The sequence below is a fragment of the Priestia sp. D3YE.R1 genome (assembly GCF_049199565.1).
Lineage (GTDB): Bacteria > Bacillota > Bacilli > Bacillales > Bacillaceae_H > Priestia > Priestia aryabhattai.
In genome coordinates this window covers 57069-79711 of record NZ_JBLTHW010000003.1, presented here as the reverse complement: position 1 = coordinate 79711, position 22643 = coordinate 57069, and the positions used below count along the sequence as shown (strand labels likewise).

At 37.7% G+C, this 22643-nt stretch carries 17 protein-coding genes; 2 read left to right on the top strand and 15 right to left on the bottom strand.

The window, feature by feature from the left end:
* Nucleotides 1-68: 68 nt before the first annotated feature.
* The 3 genes from gucD to ACOZIR_RS18695 all read right to left on the bottom strand — a co-directional run bounded on the left by gucD (nucleotide 69) and on the right by ACOZIR_RS18695 (nucleotide 4583).
* Nucleotides 69-1535: an alpha-ketoglutaric semialdehyde dehydrogenase GucD gene (gene gucD / locus ACOZIR_RS18705; protein ID WP_045289479.1), complete on the bottom strand. Its 1467-nt coding sequence runs from the start codon at nucleotides 1533-1535 to the stop codon at nucleotides 69-71.
* Nucleotides 1536-1574: 39 nt separating this feature from the next.
* Nucleotides 1575-2507 carry a 5-dehydro-4-deoxyglucarate dehydratase gene (kdgD, locus tag ACOZIR_RS18700; protein WP_045289480.1) on the bottom strand — a complete coding sequence of 311 codons (933 nt, stop codon included), beginning with the start codon at nucleotides 2505-2507 and terminating at the stop codon, nucleotides 1575-1577.
* Nucleotides 2508-2663: 156 nt separating this feature from the next.
* Nucleotides 2664-4583 carry a sigma 54-interacting transcriptional regulator gene (locus tag ACOZIR_RS18695; protein WP_340141399.1) on the bottom strand — a complete coding sequence of 640 codons (1920 nt, stop codon included), beginning with the start codon at nucleotides 4581-4583 and terminating at the stop codon, nucleotides 2664-2666.
* Nucleotides 4584-4797: 214 nt separating this feature from the next.
* Here ACOZIR_RS18695 and garD point away from each other — a divergent pair, with 214 nt between their 5' ends.
* Nucleotides 4798-6333 (top strand): galactarate dehydratase, encoded by a 1536-nt coding sequence (gene garD, locus ACOZIR_RS18690; RefSeq protein ID WP_328120947.1) that lies wholly within the window; start codon nucleotides 4798-4800, stop codon nucleotides 6331-6333.
* 59 nt (nucleotides 6334-6392) lie between these two features.
* Here garD and ACOZIR_RS18685 read toward each other — a convergent pair whose 3' ends face one another.
* From ACOZIR_RS18685 to ACOZIR_RS18630, 12 genes are all read right to left on the bottom strand, one after another.
* Nucleotides 6393-7427, bottom strand: a complete 1035-nt coding sequence (locus tag ACOZIR_RS18685; RefSeq protein ID WP_421535749.1) for a DUF3231 family protein — start codon at nucleotides 7425-7427, stop codon at nucleotides 6393-6395.
* Between the two features lie 107 nt (nucleotides 7428-7534).
* Nucleotides 7535-8695 (bottom strand): Ger(x)C family spore germination protein, encoded by a 1161-nt coding sequence (locus ACOZIR_RS18680; protein ID WP_340141400.1) that lies wholly within the window; start codon nucleotides 8693-8695, stop codon nucleotides 7535-7537.
* On the bottom strand, nucleotides 8695-10218 hold the full coding sequence (locus ACOZIR_RS18675; protein WP_310879160.1) for a spore germination protein: 1524 nt from the start codon (nucleotides 10216-10218) through the stop codon (nucleotides 8695-8697). Before ACOZIR_RS18675 ends, ACOZIR_RS18680 begins: the two co-directional genes overlap by 1 nt.
* The gene (locus tag ACOZIR_RS18670) at nucleotides 10205-11302 is read right to left on the bottom strand and encodes an endospore germination permease (protein ID WP_045289486.1); all 1098 of its coding nucleotides are present in this window, start codon (nucleotides 11300-11302) and stop codon (nucleotides 10205-10207) included. Before ACOZIR_RS18670 ends, ACOZIR_RS18675 begins: the two co-directional genes overlap by 14 nt.
* A 194-nt stretch (nucleotides 11303-11496) precedes the next feature.
* Nucleotides 11497-12069 (bottom strand): HTH-type transcriptional regulator Hpr, encoded by a 573-nt coding sequence (locus ACOZIR_RS18665; RefSeq protein WP_033578720.1) that lies wholly within the window; start codon nucleotides 12067-12069, stop codon nucleotides 11497-11499.
* Between the two features lie 231 nt (nucleotides 12070-12300).
* Nucleotides 12301-13515: a cystathionine gamma-synthase family protein gene (locus ACOZIR_RS18660; protein WP_045289493.1), complete on the bottom strand. Its 1215-nt coding sequence runs from the start codon at nucleotides 13513-13515 to the stop codon at nucleotides 12301-12303.
* 191 nt (nucleotides 13516-13706) lie between these two features.
* A complete protein-coding gene (locus tag ACOZIR_RS18655; protein ID WP_328120971.1) occupies nucleotides 13707-13844 on the bottom strand; it encodes a hypothetical protein in 138 nt (45 codons plus the stop codon).
* 135 nt (nucleotides 13845-13979) lie between these two features.
* A complete protein-coding gene (locus ACOZIR_RS18650; protein ID WP_328120958.1) occupies nucleotides 13980-15857 on the bottom strand; it encodes a sigma-54-dependent Fis family transcriptional regulator in 1878 nt (625 codons plus the stop codon).
* A 263-nt stretch (nucleotides 15858-16120) separates the two neighbouring features.
* On the bottom strand, nucleotides 16121-17500 hold the full coding sequence (gene lpdA / locus ACOZIR_RS18645; protein WP_421535748.1) for a dihydrolipoyl dehydrogenase: 1380 nt from the start codon (nucleotides 17498-17500) through the stop codon (nucleotides 16121-16123).
* A gap of 16 nt (nucleotides 17501-17516) precedes the next feature.
* Nucleotides 17517-18743: a dihydrolipoamide acetyltransferase family protein gene (locus ACOZIR_RS18640; RefSeq protein ID WP_045289500.1), complete on the bottom strand. Its 1227-nt coding sequence runs from the start codon at nucleotides 18741-18743 to the stop codon at nucleotides 17517-17519.
* Nucleotides 18744-18768: 25 nt separating this feature from the next.
* Nucleotides 18769-19803 (bottom strand): alpha-ketoacid dehydrogenase subunit beta, encoded by a 1035-nt coding sequence (locus tag ACOZIR_RS18635; protein ID WP_013082775.1) that lies wholly within the window; start codon nucleotides 19801-19803, stop codon nucleotides 18769-18771.
* An 18-nt stretch (nucleotides 19804-19821) separates the two neighbouring features.
* The gene (locus ACOZIR_RS18630) at nucleotides 19822-20814 is read right to left on the bottom strand and encodes a thiamine pyrophosphate-dependent dehydrogenase E1 component subunit alpha (RefSeq protein ID WP_045289503.1); all 993 of its coding nucleotides are present in this window, start codon (nucleotides 20812-20814) and stop codon (nucleotides 19822-19824) included.
* Between the two features lie 473 nt (nucleotides 20815-21287).
* Here ACOZIR_RS18630 and ACOZIR_RS18625 point away from each other — a divergent pair, with 473 nt between their 5' ends.
* Nucleotides 21288-22622 (top strand): ArsB/NhaD family transporter, encoded by a 1335-nt coding sequence (locus ACOZIR_RS18625; protein ID WP_029714724.1) that lies wholly within the window; start codon nucleotides 21288-21290, stop codon nucleotides 22620-22622.
* Nucleotides 22623-22643 lie beyond the last annotated feature (21 nt).

The following is a 22643-nucleotide window of genomic DNA, read 5'->3' as shown; positions in this document are numbered from 1 at the left end:
CTCTCTTAAAAAGAAGGAATTTTCCTCCTTTTCAAGAGAATAAAAGGTTCATAATACAATAAAGGTACTTAACTTTTTATAAAAACAGTTTTAATAGCAGTGAAAAACTCCTTAGCAGCCTCCCCTTGTTCTCTAGAGTGAGAACTTGATTGTTTCATGCCTCCAAACGGTGCCTGAAGTTCAACGCCTGCGCTTTCCGAGTTAATTCGAATAAGTCCAGCATCCATTTCATTAATAAATGAAAGCATATGAGAAATATTTGTAGTGAAAATAGAAGCGCTTAGCCCATATTGAACATCGTTAGCTAGTGCTAATGCTTCCTCGATGGATTCTACTTTCATCAGCGCTATGACAGGACCAAAAATTTCTTCTTGTGAAATCGTCATATTCGATTCTACGTTTTCAAAAATAGTAGGTTCTACGTAAAATCCATTTTCGTATTCCCCGTCAGTTAACTGACGTCCTCCGTATAAAAGAGTTGCACCTTCACTTTTTCCTTTTTCAATATATGACAATACGGTCTGTAACTGATTTTCGCTTGCACATGGCCCCATCCACGTTTCCCCGTTTAACCCTTCTCCAACGGTAATTTCTTTTGTTTTTGCTAATAGCTTTTGTTTGAATTTTTCATATACCTCGTGCTGAACAATTACCCGACTAGTCGCAGTACATTTTTGACCTGTCGAACGGAATGCCCCGCTGATTGTACCTTCTACTGCTAAATCTAAATCTGCATCCGCCGCTACAATTACAGGGTTCTTCCCCCCCATTTCTAACTGATATTTAGCTCCTCGAACGAAAGCCTTTTGACCAATTTGTTTACCTACTCGATCGGAACCTGTAAATGTAATCGCATTAATTTCTGGATGTTCAGCAATAGCTTGACCAATGATTGACCCTGAGCCAGTAATCATGTTTACTACACCCGCTGGAATTTTTGCTTCTTCAAAACATTCGATAATCTTAGCACACGTAATAGCTGTTTCGGTAGCTGGTTTAATTATGATAGTGTTTCCGTAGACAAGTGCCGGAGCTATTTTCCATATAGGAATAGCAATAGGAAAGTTCCATGGGGTGATAACTCCAACAACGCCTAACGGCACTCGAGATGTAAACATCAATGCTTCAGCATCGGTAGAAGGAATTACATCTCCCATTTTTCTCATACCTTCTCCCGCATAGTATCGAAGAATAGCTATTCCGCGAGCTGTTTCTCCTTTTGTTTCAGACAAGGTTTTTCCCATTTCACGGGTAGCGCATTCCGCAATTTCATCTAGTCTATTTTCCATAATATCCGCAGCTTTGTGAAGGTACTGTCCGCGAGCTGCGCCTGACAAGCGCTTCCATTTTTCTTGAGCTTGTTGAGCTGCTTTTACCGCTAGATTTAAATCTTCAAGAGTTGATTTTTGTACATATCCTACAGCCTCTTTCTTATTGGCTGGGTTTAGACTTTCCATCATCTCTTGAGACGATGATGGCACGCCTTTTCCGTTAATAAAATTTAAATATTGTTTGTTTTGAACACTAATTGTCATATGAACTCTCCTTTTTATAAAGCGTTTACATTTTATTGGTTAAGATAAAACTTGTTTAGAGGATTTAGGGTATTGATCAAATGCTCGTGTTAAAATCTTTTCGAGCTGTGCGTAATGTTCTTTATCTACTGAAACAATAGGAGGCCTTACTGTATCTGTAACAGGTAGACCTATAATTTCCATCCCTGCTTTAATCAATGAAACAGCATATCCTTTTTTCTGCTTGCGAATATCGTTAATTGGAAGAATTATATTTTGGTAGAGTTCACTTAGTAACTCTTGATCGTAACTTAATAAAGCGTTGTAAAACATTCTTGATATGTGCGGAATATAGTTAGAGATTGCTGACGAATAAGAATCAAATCCAATTGGAGCGTATGCTGGCATCGTTACTTCAGCCATTGGCATTCCGTTTAGCCAGCTTAGTCGTTTCCCTAAAGACTGGGTTAATTCTATATTTAATTCCATATTTCCATATCCGTCTTTTAATCCTACTAATTGGTTTAATTCTGTAAGTTTTTCTAAAGTTGGCAACTGTAAAATAGCATTGTCTCTTTGATAAACAATTGCGTTTAAATGTGTATGCTTAATGATTGCTTTTAGATAGTTGTAAAGGCCTTCTTGTTCACCTTCAATTAAGTATGGAGGTAAAATTAAATAGCCGTCTGCCTGTTTTTCCTCTGAAATACGAGCCCACTCTAAAGCTGTAGAAAGATTACCGCCCACACCTGTATAAACGGGAACTTTTCCGTTGACGACAGATATAGCTACTTCTAACATTGCTGTATATTCTTTTGTATTTAAGGATTGAAATTCCCCTGAACCGCAAGCGATGAAGATAGCCTCTAATCCTTCGTCTAATAAAAATTGAATATTTGTTTCTAAAGCTTTTTCATCTAATTTTCCTTGGTTATTAAGGGGAGCAACGGGGAAACCTAAAATTCCTGTAGGTGCTTTTCTATTCATATTCACATGCATATCCTCCTATAAATTTTCAGATAATTTTTACATTTTTATTGTAAGACAAATTAAATTGTTTGTCAATAAAATAAATAAACTTAAATTATTAAATAAAGGATTTTAAAATAGAAACAAAACACACCTCTAACAAAGAGGTGTGTTTTGTTTCTATTTATACGCTTTTTTTATTTCAATTTCATAGTTTCTCAACTTACGGTAAAGTGTACTTCGATCAATTCCCAACAATTTAGCTGCTTGAGATATATTGGAATGGGTTTCCCTTAGAGTAAGCAAAATTTGCTCTTTTTCAGATTGAAGATAATTGTTAGTTTCCGCTTCTTCACCGATGTAAGTTGTGTCAAAAACATTTTCATTTAGCTGATCTTTCATATCCTGAGCCGAAACTACATTATTTTTACTGGTCACTACTAATCTTTCAATAAAATGCATTAATTCTCTTACATTTCCTTTCCATTCATAGGTAGTTAATTGTGAATAAGCTTTTTCTGTAATTTCTATATTTTTCTTTTTATAGAGATTAGTGTAATAGACTAAAAAATGCTGAGCAAGATAACGAATATCACTTTTTCTTTTACGGAGCGGTGGAATATTTATAGTTAAGACCTTAAGCCTATAGAGTAAATCCTCTCGAAATTCGCCTTTTTCTACGACTTTTAATAAATTTTTGTTCGTTGCTGCAATAACTCTTACATCTACAGGAATATATTTATTATCACCTAAGCGCATAACCTGTTTTTCTTGTAAAACTCTAAGTAAGCGCGATTGTCCATATGTATCCATCTCAGAAATTTCATCCAGAAAAATCGTTCCTCGATGCGCCATTTCAAACAAACCTTGCTTTCCTTTTCTGGTCGCCCCAGTAAAGGCCCCTTCTACATATCCAAATAACTCACTTTCCAGTAAATTAGGCGGAATGGCGGCACAATTAACAGCAACAAAAGGACCGTTTTTCCGCAAACTTTCTGCATGAATACTCTGAGCAAATAACTCTTTCCCAGTGCCGGACTCCCCATAAATTAGAACGGTTGCATCTACCGAAGACACTGTCTGTCCAATCCGTTTGGCTTCACAAATATGCTTAGAATGTCCTAAAATATCAGAAAATGTGTAGCGTGTCTCGAACTTTCTTGACAGTACTTCCCCTCTAATTTTAGCTTCCATTTCTTGAATACTTGTAATATCTTGAAAAGTTATCATTGCTCCAATAATGTCTTTCTCCACTTTAATTGGAGCAATATTAAATATTAAACTTTTATTTTTGATTTTTTTGATTATACCTAGATGCTCTTCTCCTTCAAAACAATTTTTAATAGGCAAAAAAGGCATAGCAGCATCGATCTGCTTTCCTAGCACCTCTTGCCTTTTTAATTCTAGTAAATGCTCAGCAGCATGATTAAATACTTCTACTTTTTTATTTCTATTAATACTAATAATTCCTTGTATAGAATAATCAATAAGGGCTTTAACTGTTTGGGAACGCTCTTTTTCAATTTTTCTTCCTAAAGAAATCTTTTTAGCTTCTAAAAATGCTGTTCTAACAGCGGAGTTTCCAGATTCAATAGGAATTGCCTTAAAGCCTTTCCTAAGCGATAAAGTAGTTGTTTTCATTCCGCCAATAACAATATCTGTTTCTACTGAAGAAAGTTGCTCAATACAAGTTGGAATATCTTCAACTGAATTAAGAGGATAAATAGAAAGGTTGATACCCAAAATATCTGCTAAAATTTCCACATCATTTTTCATATTCTGAAACGCGAGCATGGCCACTTTAGGATTCTCTAAGCCTGTTGCCTTCTTGCTTTTATAAAAGGCTTGAGCTAAATCTTGTCCTGTAATTGGAATTTCAACTAGAGGAATTCTGCTTACAGAATCAGTAATTAACCTTGCAGTCCCTCCTCTGCAAACGATAACATCACAACTGGATTCTAATTTATTGGCGAGTTTTACGGCGCGACTTAACCTTGCAAGATAGATTTCAACCTCTCCTTGTAATCCTAACTCTTGAATTACTCTTCTCCCTTGTAAAAACAGTTGTTTATCTGGAGCAATAAAAGCAATTTTTGACATATTCGTTCCCTCCTTATTAGTTAGAATATTCTAGTTATTATAACGTATTGACACAACAATTGTTGCTTTATGTACAACAATTGTTGTATATTTCATCACTTTTATTCGATATAAAGGCTTTTTTTACCCGTTAAAGCACTTGGCATGCTTATTGCAATAAATAAAGATGAACATGTTTAGAAAGAAATTAAAAACGATTAAGGAGAGATGAATCATGTCTTTGCAAATCAATCAAACGGAAAAACCCCTTTATATCAAAGTAAATGAAAACGATAATGTTGCTACTATTGTAAACTCAAAAGGATTGCCGAAAGGAACTGTGTTTCCATCTGGGTTAGAGTTAAAAGAATATATCCCTCAAGGGCATAAAGTTTCATTAAGAAACTTTGAGAAAGATGACAAAATTATTCGCTATGGAGAAATTATCGGAACTGCTTCCTCACCAATTTCTCAAGGAACTTGGGTAAAAGAATCATATGTTACCCTGCCTGATCCTCCTATTTTAGAAAAGTTGCCTTTGGAAACTAAAGTTTTTGCCCCTTTACCTCCTTTAGAAGGTTACACATTTGAAGGCTATAAAAATACAAATGGAAGTGTTGGAACAAAAAATATACTTGGGATTGCAACAAGTGTTCAATGTGTAGCAGGAGTACTTGATTATGCGGTTAAAAAAATCAAAACAGAGCTTCTTCCTTCTTATCCAAATGTAGATGATGTAGTAGCTTTAACTCATAATTATGGCTGCGGAGTTGCCATTAATGCACCGGATGCCGTCATTCCGATTCGTACATTACAAAATCTTTCTACCCATCCAAATTTCGGGGGTGAAGTTTTAGTAGTTGGCTTAGGGTGTGAAAAGCTTCTTCCTGAACGTTTGATTCCCCAGGAGGATTCAGGAAATATAACACGTTTGCAGGACCAGACCGGCTTTAAGCAAATGATTGCTACAATCATAGAGATGGCAGAGGGAAAATTAATTAAGCTAAATAACAGGACGCGCGTAACCTGCCCCCTATCTGATTTAACGGTAGGTTTACAATGTGGAGGAAGCGATGCCTTTTCCGGTGTTACCGCCAATCCAGCAGTTGGATATGCGGCAGATTTATTAGTAAGAGCAGGCGCTACTGTTTTATTTTCTGAAGTTACTGAAGTTCGAGATGCTATTCATTTGTTAACGCCACGAACAATTAATGAAGAAGTCGGTCAATCTCTAATTAATGAAATGAAGTGGTATGATCAATATTTAAAAAGAGGCGAAGCTGATAGAAGTGCAAATCCTTCACCTGGAAATAAAAAAGGCGGACTTGTAAACGTAGTAGAAAAAGCACTTGGCTCTATAGCTAAAGCAGGAACAACTCCAATCGTCGAAGTTTTATCGCCTGGAGAAAAACCGACTAAAAAAGGCTTAATCTATGCAGCAACTCCGGCGAGTGATTTTGTATGCGGAACATTACAGTTAGCATCTGGGATGAACATGCATATTTTCACAACAGGGAGAGGAACTCCATATGGCCTGGCAATGGCACCTGTTCTTAAAGTATCTACTAGAAGTTCATTAACTGAGCAATGGGATGATTTAATAGATTTAGATGCAGGAAGAATAGCACAAGGAGAGGCAACCATTGAGGAAGTGGGTTGGGAACTTTTTCAATTAATTATAGAAATAGCAAGCGGCCATAAGAAAACGTGGAGTGATTATTGGGGGCTGCATAATGATTTATGTCTTTTTAACCCTGCTCCTTTAACTTAACAACATAACGAGAACCTGTTTCTAAACTGGTTCTCGTTGTTTTATGACGCGTTGAGTAACTAGTTGGAGTTTAAATGATCTCTATCTACCGCTTCTGGCGGTGTTTCCATCCAGCCATTTTCCATCATAATATCCGCAGCCTCCTTTACAAACTTTGAGATGTTTGTCATTGATTTTCCATATAACAGCGCCAAATCATGTCTTCCATTGACGGCTACTGAATTCCCAAAAGCCCTCATTTTCATTGAAAACATATCCATTTTATGGAATATCATCAATTTATCCGAAAACGGTGAAAAAGTCGAAGTAGTAATTAAATGATCAAGAAAGGATGGCGCTGGTAAATTATCTAGATGAAGTTTTTCAATATAGCGTTCTACCGCTTTATTTGTCAGCTCTTCACCTTTTACAAATAACGCACGAATTTTTTCACTTTTAACAACTTGACTAAATGCCAAAATTAAGGCTTTGCTTGTCACATTATTCTCGATGTTATCGTACAAATGAGCAATTTCTAATGCATGCAAAGGTCGAACATCTCCTATAAACCCGCTTAAATAATGAGTATTAGCGATGTTCACTTTTTCTGGTGCGGGAATAATTGGCGGCTTAATAATAAATCCTTTATCCATTAAGATTGCCTTTATTTGCTCCATAAGTTCCATTGTAGCTTTCATACAATACGTTAAAAATGTTTTTACATCTTCTCTATACATTAGGGGCAGTGCGATACTGTAAATGCTTAGTCCCGCTTTAGCAGCATATTTTAAATAATGCACGTAAAATTCATCTTCAAACAGCTTTGGAGCGCCTAGGTTCACGTCTTCTTGCGTAAATCCATATGGAATTGGCACATTCTCTTTTGTGAAAATGTCTTTTACGGTACTTTGAAATTCTTCCGTTAGGCCTTTTGCATGCTGTAACAGCTTTTTTATATCGGGATCTTCAACGTGTTCAAGAAAATAACTCAAAATATACGAAGACATACTGTTACCCATATAGGTTGCCCAAAGTTTACCCATTTCGGGCGCTGTTAATTTCTCTTTCACGCTTGTTTTTTTTAAACCTATTTTAATTGGTTTGATTGTTTCCATCTATAATCTCCTAATTCGATTTGTTCTTAGGTTGGTCTTTTCTATTTTATCTATTCTTCTACTTTTGATTTGACATTATTAGGTGAGGTATGCAGGTTTTCAGTATTTTAATCTACAGTTGGACCTATTCGCTGTTTGTTTCCGTGCTTAACCTGTACGTTGACCTTCACGTGTATTGAGTCTTTTGTTAAAGGAATTGCCCCGTTGCTTTGAACAGCTTTCCATTTACGCAGTTCTTTTTTATAAAGAACATGAGAAAGCTTGTAAACATCGCTGTTTATACTTAAGCCTTGCGCATACGTTTCAATGATTTGTTTCTTAATTTTCTGTTCAGCTTCTTTTTTTATAGTCGATAATTTTTCGTGCTGCGGCATAACTAAAATCGTTGCTTTTGCCCGAACTTTTATATTAAATGTTAGATTACTACCTTTTATAACAGGTTCAATTTTTACTTTTTTCTTGTCTACTACAAGGTCAATATCGGATTGATCAGGCAGCCTTACCCGTAAACCAGCTCGTACAAATTCATCGCTTATCCATCTGAGCCCTTTGATTTTATTCTCAGAAAAAACTCCTTTTAATTCAGATGATGTAATAACCACTGCTCCGTTTACTTGAATAGCTGTTTCTCTTTTTTGATCCGTTGTTAAATGTTCTTTAGTCTCAACTAAAGGAATGTTTACTTCGTGACTTGGTTCGTTAAGATGGATAATAAGCTCTCTTAAATCAATTGGTGGAATAAATGAGTTTTGCTTAAAAATCACTTTAGGATCGCTCAAGCGAGAAAGAGCGTTAGATACTTCGAACATAGGGGTAGCTAACAACGTTTTTTTCAAAGGGCTTTTTGTAGCATACATCCAGATGTTGTATCTCGTTTCCCGATAACGATCTAAAAAATCCACCGCAGATTTAACAGCGCCATGCTTTAATGCATCGTCCGTTAAAACAAGGAAAGCTAAGTGCCCAAAAAAGATTCTGCGCTGGGAAATTTGATAATACCTAAAAATAGCTTCATCAATGGTTTTTCCTGTTGCATAGCCAACTTCTACTTTGACTTGACCAGCGCCAGCACCGCTTGCCTCGGATTTTGCCAATAAACTTAAATTGATTGTCTGCAGGTAGAGAACGTAACGATTATCTTTAAAATCTACCCCCATTCCCTGTGCGTATACCATTTGTTCCGGTTCATTCGTATCCCAGCACCCCGAAAGAAACAATAAAAAAGAGCTCATAAAAAGTATAAGTAAGTTCCTTATGGTTCTTTTCACTAACTTCCTCCTTCTTCGCGGGTGGAATCGCTTGGGTTAAGCATACTAGCTCTTGTAGCTTTTTTACTTTCGGGCAGGCGGAAGAGAGATTTTAAAATGTTTTTCGCGTCTAGTCGGGTTGCTAATTCGAAATATGGCACACCAAATGTACGAATGTTTGTAATATAGATCATGACTAAAAAGATGGAAATAAAAAACCCAAAAAAACCTAAAATGCTGACACAGATAATACTAAAAAAGCGGATCAGTGAAATGGTTCCTATAAGGGACTGATTTGCTAGTGTAAACGTAGCAATCGTAGAGCCTGCAATAACAACAAGCATGGCAGGACTTGTTAAACCGGCTCTAATGGCTGCATCACCGATAATAAGCCCTCCGATTACACTGAGTGTCTGCCCGACAGAAGTCGGGAGTCTAAATCCTGCCTCTCGAAACAATTCAAATAAAAGAAGCATTAATATGGCCTCAAGAGAGGTAGGAAACGGGACACCTCTTCTTGCTTCAACAACCGTAGCTAATAGGCTGAGCGGAAGCTGATTTTGATGAAAAGCCGTCATTGCAACCCAAAAACCGGGCAAAAAAGCAGCGATAGAAAGCCCGAAGATTCGAAGAACACGCTCAAAAGAGCTGTATAAATATGTATTTTCTTTATCCTCAGATCCTTTTAATAAGTAAAAAAGGTTAATGGGTGTAACATACGCATATGAAGTTCCATCAATTAATATAATGAACCGGCCATTTAACAGAGATTGAACCGCAAAATCAGGTCTCCCTGTATAAGCGTGGCGAGGAAAAAAACTATACGGATTTTTATTAATGAGCTCTTCTAGCTGTGTTCCGCTGAAAATACCGTCTATATCAATATTCGCTAACTTCTCCATAATTTCGTCAAGTATCTTCTTGTCCGCTACGTCTTCCATGTATAAAATGCTTACTTTTGTTTTTGTTCGTTTTCCAATTTCTAAAGATTTTGTTAACAAGGAAACCGATTTAAGACGCTTGCGAATTAAAGCAATATTCACAGGTAAGTCTTCAATAAAATTATCTCTAGGTCCCAATATGGTTACTTCATTTTTCGTTTCTTCTGGACTTCTTTGAGGACGGTCAGAAATATCGATAGACACAACAGCGTGTGGTAATCCAAAATCAATGAATAATTTCCCGGAAAAAATTTCTGAAACTGCCTGTTCTTCATTTTGAACGATAGAAACTGAGGGAAGGTTTAATAATTTTATGATCTTGTCTCCTTCTACTTCCCCCTCTAGCTTAGCGCAGCATTCCTCTAATCTTTTAGGGATCATTCCATATAGCATTTCCGTACTCACTAAACCGGTACAATAAATCATAAGCACTCGTTTGTTATAAAAATAAACGGTCTCGAAGTTAATATCGCCGCATTTTCCAAATAAATCTCTTAACGTACGCTCATTGATGATCTGAGAACGAGAAGAACTTTCTTTTAAAAGACTTTCGCTCTCTTGTTTTTTAGAGCTGTAGTCTTTTTGCTTCTTAAAAAATTCCACTTTTATCCCTCCTTGTTTTATGAGAAATTAGAAAGACTATGACTACTAAGAAAAGAGAAAAAGCAACAAACAGCCAGAAAGTAGCCGGTATGATTGTAAAAAATAAAAGATTTGAAAAAGTAAAGTCTGTTATAGGAGCCAGCGTGCATACAGTGATAACCACTAAAATGAGTAAAAGAAACCTTTTGTGGCCTTTTTGAAATGGAACTAATTCTTTCATAATAAAAAGAAAGGTCGAAATGCGGATGAAGGTACCCGACAGCCACTGATAAATAGATAAAAAGTCAATATGCTCTATAAACTTTCCAAGTGATGCAATTCCCCATTCTTCATAGGGAGGGAAACGTTGCTTAGAGGCTTCTACAGGACCAAATTCAGTAATTGCCCCAATAAGAGGCCCAATTGTAAGGCCCGTTAAGAGAATTCCTGCCACCGCTAAATGCTTATAGCGTATAGGCTGCGGTACTTTGTGCTGCAAAAAAAGCAGCAGCAGCAGCTCTACCATCCCTGATCCTTGAAATACAATACTTTTAATAACCGGAAAATAGCCATTTTCTAAAACAGGCTGCAATAAAGAATAATCTTTAAATTGAAAGTTTGTAAAAGAAACAAAAAAACCTAATAGTACAATAAAAAATAAAAGAAACACGTTTACAATACTAATCGTTCTCATGCTCGTAGCGGCAAGTAAGCAACAGGTAAAACCAAATAATAAAACGAGTATAATTAAAGGTGTTCGCTGAAGAAAAATAATATTGATCCACGTAATCGTCTCTCGTAAGGTGGCAATTTCCATAATGGTCAAATAAGCGATTATAAGAAAAATAACAACGTTGGTAAATGACTTATTCATATGTTTTTTCATCCATTGAAAAAGATGTTCGCCGTTTGTTTTTTTATTTACATATACAAGTAAAGGAACCCATATGAGTGTTAAAAGACAAGTAAGAAGAACAGTGACCCAAGCATCGCGCCCTGCCGTTTTAATTAATGGAGATATAAGCATCACATGAGTTTTTAAGCCAATAAACGTCATCGAAAGAAGGATCAGCTGAAAAACAGAAATTGAGTCTGACTTATTCATGGTAACCACTCCTTCTCTCTGATAAATTTACTACTGGTAGCTTATCCTAAATTTCTCATAATATAATGGAGAATCATTATTCACAAAATAAAAAAGAGCTGTTTTATACGTGAAGTTTCTCACGGATAAAACAGCTCGGTCTGTTATTCACTTATTTTCACGAAGCCCTATTCTCTGCCCATTATTCAGCGCGTTCAATTACTAGTTAGCTGGACTTCTTTCTTATCTTCATTTTCTTCTATTCCCGCTTCTTCTATATTCACAAAAGGTTGATCAGCAACGGTCACTAGGTCGCCGCCGCAAACGTGACGAACAACGGTTACGAGCTCTGGAAAATCGGGAAATTTTCCGTATAACGTTTTTAAAGGAAGTGCGCCTTTGCACACCTTACTGTTATGTGGTTCATATCCTTTGAGCGTGTCAAGCAATAATTGTTCTCCCTTTTCAGTCAGTTTGATGTAGGTATTTCTTTTATCATTTTCCCTTTTGGATAAATGAAGGCATCCTTGATTTTCTAATTTTTTCGAAAAATTAAATGCTGTAGAGATATGCATAGCGCCTAAGTTAGCTAACTCTGACATAGAGATTTCTCCCGTGCTGCTAGCCAAACATAAAATATGATGCTCATTTACATTCAGACCATAAGGTTTCACCCATTGCTCCCAATCATCTTCTGCAGCTCGCCAGATGGCTTTACTTACCTGCATTAATTTAAATCCAAACAATGATGCATCTTTTATTGTGTATTCATTTTCTTGTTTCGACATACTATCATTCCTTATTTGTAGGCTATTGTAAGTTAGTTTATTTTTAAAGCGTGTAAAAACATTTTTATTTCATCTAATTTATCAGTATACCTACAAAATCAGACGAAAAAATACACGTGCAGTTTAATTTCTCAGCTTTATTCCACAATATCTCTGCAATTTTGAAGAAACGTCTACCAACTAAAAAGAGTTGCTTACCTTATTTTTATTTAAAAAGTAATACATGTCTTTTTAATTACTAATAGGTGATGCAGATTCTAAGTGAGCAAATGCTTGTTCTAAGTCTGCAATTAAATCTTCCGTATCTTCAATTCCTACAGATATGCGAACCAGTCCTTCGGATATTCCAAGAGCTTTACGTTCTTCAAGCGTACATTCTACGTGACTAGTCGTTCTTGCCGGACCGTAAATCGTTTCAACTGCTCCTAAATTACCGGCTTTATTTGCATACGTTAACTTTGGCAGCAAAATTTTAATAGCTTCCATTTCTCCTTTTAACACAAAGCTTAATATTCCACCAAAGCCTTTCATTTGTTTTTTGGCAATATGATGATGAGGGTGTGTTTCCAATCCAGGATAATAGACGGCTTCAACAGCTTCTTTCTTTTGAAGAAATTTAGCAATTTCCAAAGCGCTTCGTTCTTGTTGACGTATACGTAATTTTAACGTCTTCATTCCTCTTAAAATAAGATACGCTGACATGGGGTCCATGGTCGCGCCATTGATTTCACGGTAGTGATACACATGCTGCATTAATTCTTTAGAGCCGCATACTACTCCTCCTAAGGCATCCGCATGTCCGCTTAAAAATTTTGTGGCACTGTGAATGACAAGATCTACTCCTAATTGAAGAGGGTTTTGGTTAATTGGTGTCGCAAACGTATTATCAATAATGACCACTGCCCCTACCGATTTTCCTGCTTTCGCTATTCTTTCAATATCAATAATTTTCATCGTAGGATTTGTAGGAGATTCTAAATACAGCACTTTACATCCTTTATTTACTTCCGCTTCAATTTCTTCATGATTTCCCGTATTACATAAGGTTACATCCACTCCAATGTTAGGAAGAAACTCAGTGAAGATTTTGTTTGTTCCCCCATATGTATCTTTTACCGATACGACTCGGTCTCCGGGTTTTAAAAACGTGTATAATGTGCTGCTAATAGCCGCCATTCCGGAGGAGAATGCGACCGCTTCTTCTGCTTCTTCGAGTATCCTTACTTTTTCTTCAAAAGCTTTAACCGTAGGATTGCTCATGCGATTATACGTATAGCCTGGTTTGTTTCCTAACGCAACTTCTTGCCATTCGTCTACATCATCATAATTATAAGCTACGCTGAAGACGACGGGAACTTGAGTGGCATTATAAGCAAGCGATTCTTTTTCTCCTGCCCATACCGCTTTTGTTCCGTCTTGTACATTTCTAAACTGTTTGTCTGTCATTCACTCATCACCTCTGGTTTTGTTAATTAGATATTGATTAGATTATATATTGTATACAATATACTGTATATAGTACAGAATAATCTGATAATAAAATATACGTACATTCCTCATTAAATTTAAAAAAATTGAGATATAACGAAATCAATTCAATCTAAAGACGAACAAATAGGATACATGAGCTGAACTGCTTATGACACGGCAGTTGATTTCCGTGCAAGACTTCGCTTTCCGCGGGCGGGCGCTGAGCCTCCTCGTCGCATATGCTCCTGTGGTGTCTCACCTGTTCCGCTGTTCCCGCAGGAGTCTTTGTCTTGCCCTCCAATCAACTGCTAGAAGAACTTAAACAAATCGAACCTACGCTTACCATAACAAAAAAAACGAACCACTAATCAAAAATCTTGATCAATCAATGGTTCATTTTTTTACTTCTTCTAAATTTAAAACAGTTAAAAACTCTCAGCTTACAAATTGAATTTTTTTAATCTGTTATAAAATGTACTTCGTGGTATATCTAACAGCTTAGCGGCCAGTGACACATTTCCCTGAGTTTTGCGTAAAGCATCCATCATTAAGTCTTTTTGAACTTTTTCACGAAATGTGAGTGCGGGTAAGGACGTAAAATCGTTTTCTTGTATTTCTTGTGAAGTATCAGAGTGAGAAAGGTTCCTCTGACCACCGAGGTTTAAAGAACCCAAATAATTCAATATTGTCTCTTTTTTTGTGTCGGTGTTTAGCGAAATCTTCAAGCGTTCAAGTACATTAAATAATTCTCGAATGTTTCCGGGCCACTGGTAATCTATCAATTTATCCACTAATTCCTTGGGGAAATTCATATTCCAATCATTCGTTTGACAAAAGTACCGCATAAGATGCGGAATATCTTCTTTTCTTTCCCGTAAAGGCGGAAGATGCACGGGGTACACGTGAAGCCGGTAGTATAAATCTTCTCGAAACTTCCCTTCATTGACAAGTTGGCGAAGATCTCGATGAGTAGCGGTAATAATCCGGATGTCTACCGGAATTTCCTGATTGCTTCCCACAGGCGTGACCTTGCGCTCTTGCAATACTCTTAACAAAGAAACTTGCATAGAATGAGGAAGTTCACCTATTTCATCAAGGAAAATCGTACCATGATTAGCCTGTTCAAACTTCCCTTGATATCCTTGACGCCGCGCTCCTGTAAAGGCTCCTTCCGCATAGCCAAATAATTCACTTTCCATAAGTTCCTTCGGAATGGCACCACAATTAAGAGCAATAAAAGGTCCGTTTTTACGCGAACTGTTTTCATGAATCGTTCTCGCCACTACTTCTTTTCCAGTGCCTGTTTCCCCTAAAATATAGACCGTTGTATCCGTAGGAGCCGCATGCTTTATTTCTTCTAGTGTTCGCTGAAAGGATCGGCTTATGCCTGCTTCTCCTTTAAAACAAAATGATTGAGCAGAGATCTGTTTAGTTGTTTGGTTATGAATCGTTTCTTCTGATAAGTAAACAATCTTTCCAATAGAATGACCGTGTCTTTTTGAAATTACAGGCACTTCCATCACTATACGAAATCCCTGTTGTACAATCGTATTCAACTTTTGGCCTGACCATTTAGGTATACATTCCCGAACGGTCTTACTTGCTCCTACAATCATTTCTTTGTAATTGCAAAGCAGCAAGAGCTGCTTGCTATCGACAAAATTCATAGAAGCATGAACCACCTCAATTTCGTCTTTGTGCATTCGAATGCTTAACTCCCGTTCGATTGTATACGCAATGGACGTAACCATTCCAAGCATATAAGGATGAGCTCTGTTTACGGGACAAGAAATATTAATAACCCCAATTAAATTTCCGTCGTCATTTCGAACAGGCGCCGCCGAACAGCTCCATTGATGCGAAGCAATCGAATAATGTTCTGTACCTGTTATCATAATGGGTTCTTCCGTTTGCAGAGCCGTACCGATTGCATTTGTTCCTACTTCTTTCTCTGTCCAACAAGCACCTTCCACAAAATTAATTTTTCTTGCTTCATTCAGTGTAAGTCTATTTCCTGTAATAGATAAAATATAGCCTTCTGGGTCAATTAATAGAGCAACCATTCCTAAATCTGCCGCTGATTGTCTTATTCTTTCTAAGTGCGGCAAAGCCGTTTCGAGAAATAAAGAATTCATTTGTTTTCGAGAATGAAAATCTTCGTTTCTTAAAATCGATCTGCCTTTATCTAGGTAAGGGTTAACATCTGCGCTTTTACAACGATGCCATGATTTTACAATAATGTCGTTTAACCTTGACGATTCAAGTGCCCCTTCGTTTACAAAACGTTTCCATGTGTTTAAAGAAAGTGTAGATTCCATTTCTTACCTCTCCCCTATAAACTTGATTGAATATAGTAAATCAAGGCTTGTTACTATTATTATAAATCACAAAGAAAACGTTATCATTATCAAAGATAGATTCTTAAGCTCACGTTATGTAAAAATTAATAGAAAAACTAGACGAGGATGCAGGAAAATCCCTATACCTCTACCATGATTCCTTCATCCTCTAGTTTACTTTTTAAATCATTCATTTTTACTTTTCATCCTTAAAGAGCTTAATAACTTGAGCACTTGTATAATCATGAGTGAACGGCCTGACCCGTTGAATGCAAAAGAGCTTCATGAATTGCTTCGGATAATGTAGGATGAGCAGCGATAAAGTCTTCCATTACATCCGTGGTCAACTCTCCGTGCAGCATGATGGTTCCTTGTCCAATTAATTCTGTAGCATGTGCACCTACAATGGAGAGCCCAATAATTTCATTAAACTGCGGTTCTACTATTATCTTCACTTTTCCAACCGGATCATTTGCAATCATCGCTTTGCCGTTTGCCGTAAACGAAAATTCTCCGACGCGAATATCGCCGTATTTTTCTCGGGCCTGTTTTTCTGTCATACCGACACTTGCAATTTCAGGGTGAGTATAGATGCAGCGTGGTACAGCTCGATAATTTACGTTCTTATCTTTTCCACATGCGTGTAAAGCAGCAACTGTGCCTTCATGAAAGGCTACATGAGCAAGCTGAATTCCGCCAACTACATCTCCACAAGCATAGATATTAGGTATATTCGTTTGCATATGCTCATTAACATCAATTCCTTGTTTTGAGAAATGTACGCCAATCTTTTCTAAACCTAAATCTAGCACTCTAGGCTTTCTCCCAATTGAAATTAATGCATAGTCAGATTGCAGTTCGTGTAGCTCTTCTTTATGTTTAAATAGAGCTGTTTTATCTTCTGGCTGCATTTCTGTTAGCGAAGCGGATGTGTAAATCGCTACGCCTTTTTTCTCTAACTCTTCCTGTAACGTAAAGGCGATATCGGCATCTTCACCAGGAAGCAGCTGATCTGCCGCTTCCACAATCGTTACTTTTGTTCCCATTTGACTGTAAATGCTTGCAAATTCACAACCAATTACCCCTCCTCCTACTATTAAAAGAGATGAAGGGATAGCAGACAGTGACATTGCTTGTCCACTGTGAATAATCCACTTTCCATCAAAAGGTGCAAATGGCAGACTAGCAGGTTCTGAACCTGCAGCAATAATAAACTGTTCAGCCTCTATCTCATCTACGTGATTTTCGTTTTGCACGGCTAGGCGATGATTTGTCAAAAAGGAAGCTTCTCCTTTTATGACTTTAATACTGTTCTTTTTCATCAAATAGCCAATTCCCTGCACCAGTTTTTTAACAATGGCTGTTTTATGATGCTGAACCCCACCCCAGTTAATTTTCACTTGTTCCAAAGGAAGAGTGATGCCGAATTGCTCAGCTTGCTTAATTTTCTCATAGGCTTCCGCGCTTGCTAATAATGACTTTGTTGGCATGCAGCCCTCATTTAAACATGTTCCACCTAAATCTTTTTGTTCGATTAACGTAACTTGTTTTCCTTGCCGGGCGGCAGTGATTGCCGCCACATATCCTGCAGGACCGCCGCCAATGACAACTAAAGGTTTCACGGAATGCACCACCTTTCTATAAGAGTAGTAAAATAGGTTGCTCTAAGTATTGTTTAATAGTTCCAAGAAAATTAGCTGCAGGTGCCCCGTCCAGTACGCGATGATCAAACGTCAGGCTTAAAGGCAGCACGTTTCTTCTTTGTAAATCGTCTTCTTTATACATAGGTACATCTTCAGTAGCTCCAACTCCAAGGATTCCTGTTTCAGGCGGATTTAATACAGGTGTAAAATACTCTACTCCGTAAGCACCCAGATTAGTAATAGTGAATGTTGAGCCTTGCATCCTATCAGTGCTCAGTTGACCTTGCCGAGCATCCGCTGCTCGTGTTTTAATCTCTGCAGCTAATTCAACTAACGGCATTTTTTCAGCATGTTGCACAACAGGAACAACTAACCCATTTTCTAAAGCCACGGCCATTCCAAGGTGAACATGATTATAGAGATGAATTTCGTTATCGATATAGGCACTGTTCATTTGCTTGTGTTCTTGAAGTGAAAGAACAACAGCACGAGCAATAAAATCGGTTAGAGATATTTTTACACTATGACGTTGTTGAATCACTTCTTTAATTTCTCGTTGAAGAGACAGCAAATCCGTCACGTCAGCTTTCATATTAATCGTTAATTGAGCACTGTTTAATAAGCTATTATGCATTCGGCCTGCAATGACTTTCCTCATGCCAGCTACTGGAAGCGTTTCTTTTTTTGCAGCTTCATCTATTTCAGCTGGTGGATGACTTGTTTCTGAAGCTTTTTCTGTCAGCACTTTCTCTACATCCGCTTTTGTGATTCTTCCTTTTGGTCCCGTTCCTTTAATCATTTCAATATCAATGTTTTCAGATTCGGCTATTTTCCGTGCAATTGGTGAAATGCGCACAGTTTCTTTGCTCTTCTTTGATGAAGCTGCGTTTGCTGGCGGCTCTTCTAAAGAAATAGTGGCGGCTACCTCGTTTTTGGGAACCTGGAGCTCATTTGCTGAACTGTTTTGCTCAGTAAGCTGCTCGTTTGGCTTTCCAACATAACAGATAATCGTTCCAGGAGGCACCCCTACATCTTCTTGCACAAGAATATCAAGAATCACACCGTCCTGCGGAGCTTCAATTTCCATTTCTATTTTTTCAGAATTAATGCTTGCAATCATATCTCCTTTTGAAACGGAGTCTCCAACTTTTTTATTCCATGTCGAAACGGTTCCTTCTTTCATTGCCATACCTAGTTTTGGCATTACAACCTCTGCAGCCATTTGCTTCCTCCTCCTTTCTCTTTACTTACACGCTTAAAAGCGATTTATCTCCGAGCAACTCCGATACAACTTCAATTACTTTTTGCGGTGTTGGCAGATAAATATCTTCTAATGGAGGTGAAAATGGCACAGGTGTATGTGGCGCTGTAATTCGTTTAATAGGTGCATCAAGCATGTCAAATCCTTTATCAGCAACTAGCGCAGCAATGTCTGTTGCTATGCTGCATCTTGGGTTGGCTTCGTCAATAACAATTAATCGATTCGTTTTTTCTACAGAAGAAAGAATCGTCTCCTCGTCAAAAGGGGATAGACTTCGCGGATCCACTACTTCTACGTCAATTCCTTTGTGAGATAATTGATCTGCTGCTGTAAGTGCAGTATTTACTTGTTTGCCAATCGCTACAATAGTTAAATCCGTTCCTTCGCGTTTCACGTCCGCTTTTCCTAATGGAATCGTATAGTAGCCTTCAGGAACCTCACCTTTCATGTTGTACAATGTTTTGTCTTCAAAAAAGATAACCGGATCATTGTCTTCAATTGCTGCTAATAACAAGCCTTTTGCATCGTAAGGGTTAGAAGGCACCACTACTTTAATGCCAGGAATGCTAGTGAACAAAGCGTACAAGCTCTGAGAATGCTGAGCTGCAGCTCTAAATCCAGCTCCATGAGTCGTTCGAATTGTAACCGGCACTTCTGCTTTTCCTCCGAACATGTATCTAAATTTTGCGCCTTGATTCAGCACTTGGTCCAAGCAGCAGCCAATAAAGTCGTTAAACATTAATTCTGCAACCGGTCTTAACCCTGTGGCTGCGGCTCCCATTGCAGCTCCTATATAAGCTGCTTCTGAAATAGGCGTATCAAGAATTCGTTCACGTCCAAATTCTTGCACAAGCCCTTTCGTAACTCCAAGGACCCCGCCCCACGCTTCATCGTCTTGCAGGTGGTCAATTTCCGCTCCACCGGCTACATCTTCTCCGAGCAGAATCACATTCTCATCTTTTCGCATCGCTAGTTTCATTGCTTCATTGATAGCTTCAGACATACTTAATTTTCTAGTCATCTTCTTTTCCCCCTTTAATTAGTAAGATACATAAACATCTGTTAGTAGTTCGGAAGCATCAGGATAATCGCTTGTTTCTGCTAGCTCAACCGCGCGTTTTACTGCTTTTTCTACATCACCTTCAATATCTCTGAGCTCTTTTTCTGTTACTACTTGTTCTGAAAGCAAATAGTTTTCAAAAAGAGCAATAGCATCTTTTTCCTGGAGATGTTCTTTCTTTTCACTGCCTGATTTATACGTTTGTGCGTCGCCTTCGAAATGCCCGTAATTTCGATACGTTACACATTCAATTAACGTTGGGCCTTCCCCTCTGCGAGCTCGTTGAATAGCTTCTGCAGCTGCTTCATAAACGGCCATTACGTCTTTTCCATCCACTCGTACGCCTGGAATGTTATAAGATGCGGCACGATCTGCAATCGTGCTGCAGCTTGAAGCATAAGAAAAGGGAGTTGCCTCTCCGTAGCCATTATTCTCAGCAACAAAAACAACAGGCAGTTTCCAAATGGCTGCTAAGTTAATTCCTTCATGAAACGTTCCTTCATTGCCCGCTCCGTCTCCAAAAAAGCAAACGCTTACATCTTTTGTCTTTTTATACTTAGCAGTTAAAGCAGAACCGCATGCAAGCGGAAAGCCTCCTCCTACAATTCCATTTGCTCCTAAAATTCCTTTATCTAAATCCGCGATATGCATAGATCCGCCTTTTCCTTTGCCTAACCCGGTTACCTTCCCAAATAGTTCAGCCATCATTCCATCTAAATCGCCGCCTTTAGCAATACAATGACCGTGTCCCCGATGAGTGCTCGTAATACTGTCACTGTCATTAAGATGAGCGCACATTCCAACCGCTACCGCTTCTTCACCTGCATACAGATGAACAAAACCAGGCAGTACCCCTTTTGCAAAAATTTGATGTACTTCATCTTCAAACTTTCGAATTTCTGCCATTTTCTGATACATCCAGCTGGCTTTTTCTTTCGTAAGCTTTTCTGTTTTATTTTGAGCAGTTTTCATTATGGTAAGCCTCCTCATTTGATTTCTAGCCTTCACTTAACTATTCTTGCAAGTACCGTGCCAACATGAAAACCGCTATATCTTAGCAATCCATTGTTTTATTTGCTCTCATAAAGTTAGACAAAATTGGACACTGTTCCAACTTTGTCTAACTTTGTCCAATTTTAGAGGAATCAATTATGCAAACTGAATTTAAGGTGCATAATAAGCGTGTGGGTTGAAAATCACATGAATAATTAGCAAGAAAGCTTTTATGTAAATATGATATAATGCTGAAGGAATCGTCTTTATTTTAAAGAACACCAAAGCTTTTAAAGGAGGTTGGTTAAAGGAAAGCGGATTTTATAGAAGTTTCACCGTAAAGTTGGATGTAAATTAAATGATGAAAGATGAGGTGAAAACCTGGAAAACATCCAAAGTTTACGTCATCTACACTTCGCGACGTCTAGATGACATATCGCCAGGTTACAGTTATGCACAATGCAATTCAACACATTACAAGTTTTCATGTATACGCAGCCATTATTATATTTATCATTACATATTTTCTGATTATGACTGAAAAGATCAATCGCGCTTCAGCAGCTCTTTTAGGTGCCATATTAATGATTTTGTTAGGCATTGTTGATTTTAATAATGCTATTACCGAACACATTCAGTGGGAAACAATTGTCCTTCTTATGGGTATGATGATTTTAGTCGGCATTACAAATAAAACGGGTGTGTTTCAATACGCAGCCATCAAGTCTGCTAAAATTGCTAAAGGTGATCCGGTTCGAATTCTAGTTATTTTATCGATTTTAACAGGCGTCGGATCAGCTTTTTTAGACAATGTGACAACCGTGTTATTAATCGTTCCCGTTACATTTTCGATTACTACTATCTTAAACATTAACCCTTTTCCGTTTCTTATATCAGAAGTGCTGTTTTCAAATATTGGAGGAACGGCAACTTTAATAGGCGACCCGCCTAATATCATGATTGGGGCAGCGAACCCTCACCTTGATTTTAATGCTTTTTTATTAAATTTAGCTCCTGCAGTACTGATTATCGGTGTTGTTACACTGGGGATTCTTGTTCTTATCTATCGTAAAAAGTTAAAAGTAGAAGATAGTAAAAAGCAAGAGCTAATGAGTTTAAATGAAAAAGATTATATTCAAGATTCTGTTTTAATGAAAAAATCGTTAACTGTATTAGTATTAACGATTCTAGGTTTTACCCTGCATTCTGTTTTGCACATTGATGCGGCTATGGTAGCCATTACAGGTGCTGCTGTACTACTGGTAATTGGATTAAGAACTCATGATGAAGTAGAAAGCGCATTTGATTCTGTTGAATGGACAACGATTATTTTCTTCGCAGGTTTGTTTGTTCTTGTCGGAGGCTTAATTGATGTAGGCATTATTAAAAAGCTGGCTGCTGGCGCGTTAAACGTTACAGACGGCAATATCGCACTGTCAGCTTATCTGATTTTGTGGATTAGCGGAATTGCTTCAGCTGTTATTGATAACATTCCTTTTGTTGCTACAATGATTCCACTTATTCAAGATATGGCTCATGGAATGGGAATGAGCCCTGATTCTGCTCAAATCAATGTACTATGGTGGTCATTGGCTCTAGGAGCATGTTTGGGAGGAAACGGTACGTTAATTGGAGCATCTGCCAACGTCATTGTAGCTGGCATGGCTGTAAAAAAAGGACATAAATTTTCTTTTATGGATTTTTTGAAAATTGGAGCTCCAATTATGCTTGTATCTCTTTTGATTTCAACGTTATATATCTTTCTTCGCTACCTTTTATTCCTGTAAGGAAAGAGCAATTAAAATTTA

Coding starts and splice junctions, on each gene's coding strand:
- gucD (WP_045289479.1), bottom strand. CDS start 1,535: ATGACAATTAGTGTTCAAAACAAACAATATTTAAATTTTATTAACGGA.
- ACOZIR_RS18695 (WP_340141399.1), bottom strand. CDS start 4,583: ATGTCAAAAATTGCTTTTATTGCTCCAGATAAACAACTGTTTTTACAA.
- garD (WP_328120947.1), top strand. CDS start 4,798: ATGTCTTTGCAAATCAATCAAACGGAAAAACCCCTTTATATCAAAGTA.
- ACOZIR_RS18685 (WP_421535749.1), bottom strand. CDS start 7,427: ATGGAAACAATCAAACCAATTAAAATAGGTTTAAAAAAAACAAGCGTG.
- ACOZIR_RS18670 (WP_045289486.1), bottom strand. CDS start 11,302: ATGAATAAGTCAGACTCAATTTCTGTTTTTCAGCTGATCCTTCTTTCG.
- ACOZIR_RS18665 (WP_033578720.1), bottom strand. CDS start 12,069: ATGTCGAAACAAGAAAATGAATACACAATAAAAGATGCATCATTGTTT.
- ACOZIR_RS18660 (WP_045289493.1), bottom strand. CDS start 13,515: ATGACAGACAAACAGTTTAGAAATGTACAAGACGGAACAAAAGCGGTA.
- ACOZIR_RS18650 (WP_328120958.1), bottom strand. CDS start 15,857: ATGGAATCTACACTTTCTTTAAACACATGGAAACGTTTTGTAAACGAA.
- ACOZIR_RS18640 (WP_045289500.1), bottom strand. CDS start 18,743: ATGGCTGCAGAGGTTGTAATGCCAAAACTAGGTATGGCAATGAAAGAA.
- ACOZIR_RS18635 (WP_013082775.1), bottom strand. CDS start 19,803: ATGACTAGAAAATTAAGTATGTCTGAAGCTATCAATGAAGCAATGAAA.
- ACOZIR_RS18630 (WP_045289503.1), bottom strand. CDS start 20,814: ATGAAAACTGCTCAAAATAAAACAGAAAAGCTTACGAAAGAAAAAGCC.
- ACOZIR_RS18625 (WP_029714724.1), top strand. CDS start 21,288: ATGCACAATGCAATTCAACACATTACAAGTTTTCATGTATACGCAGCC.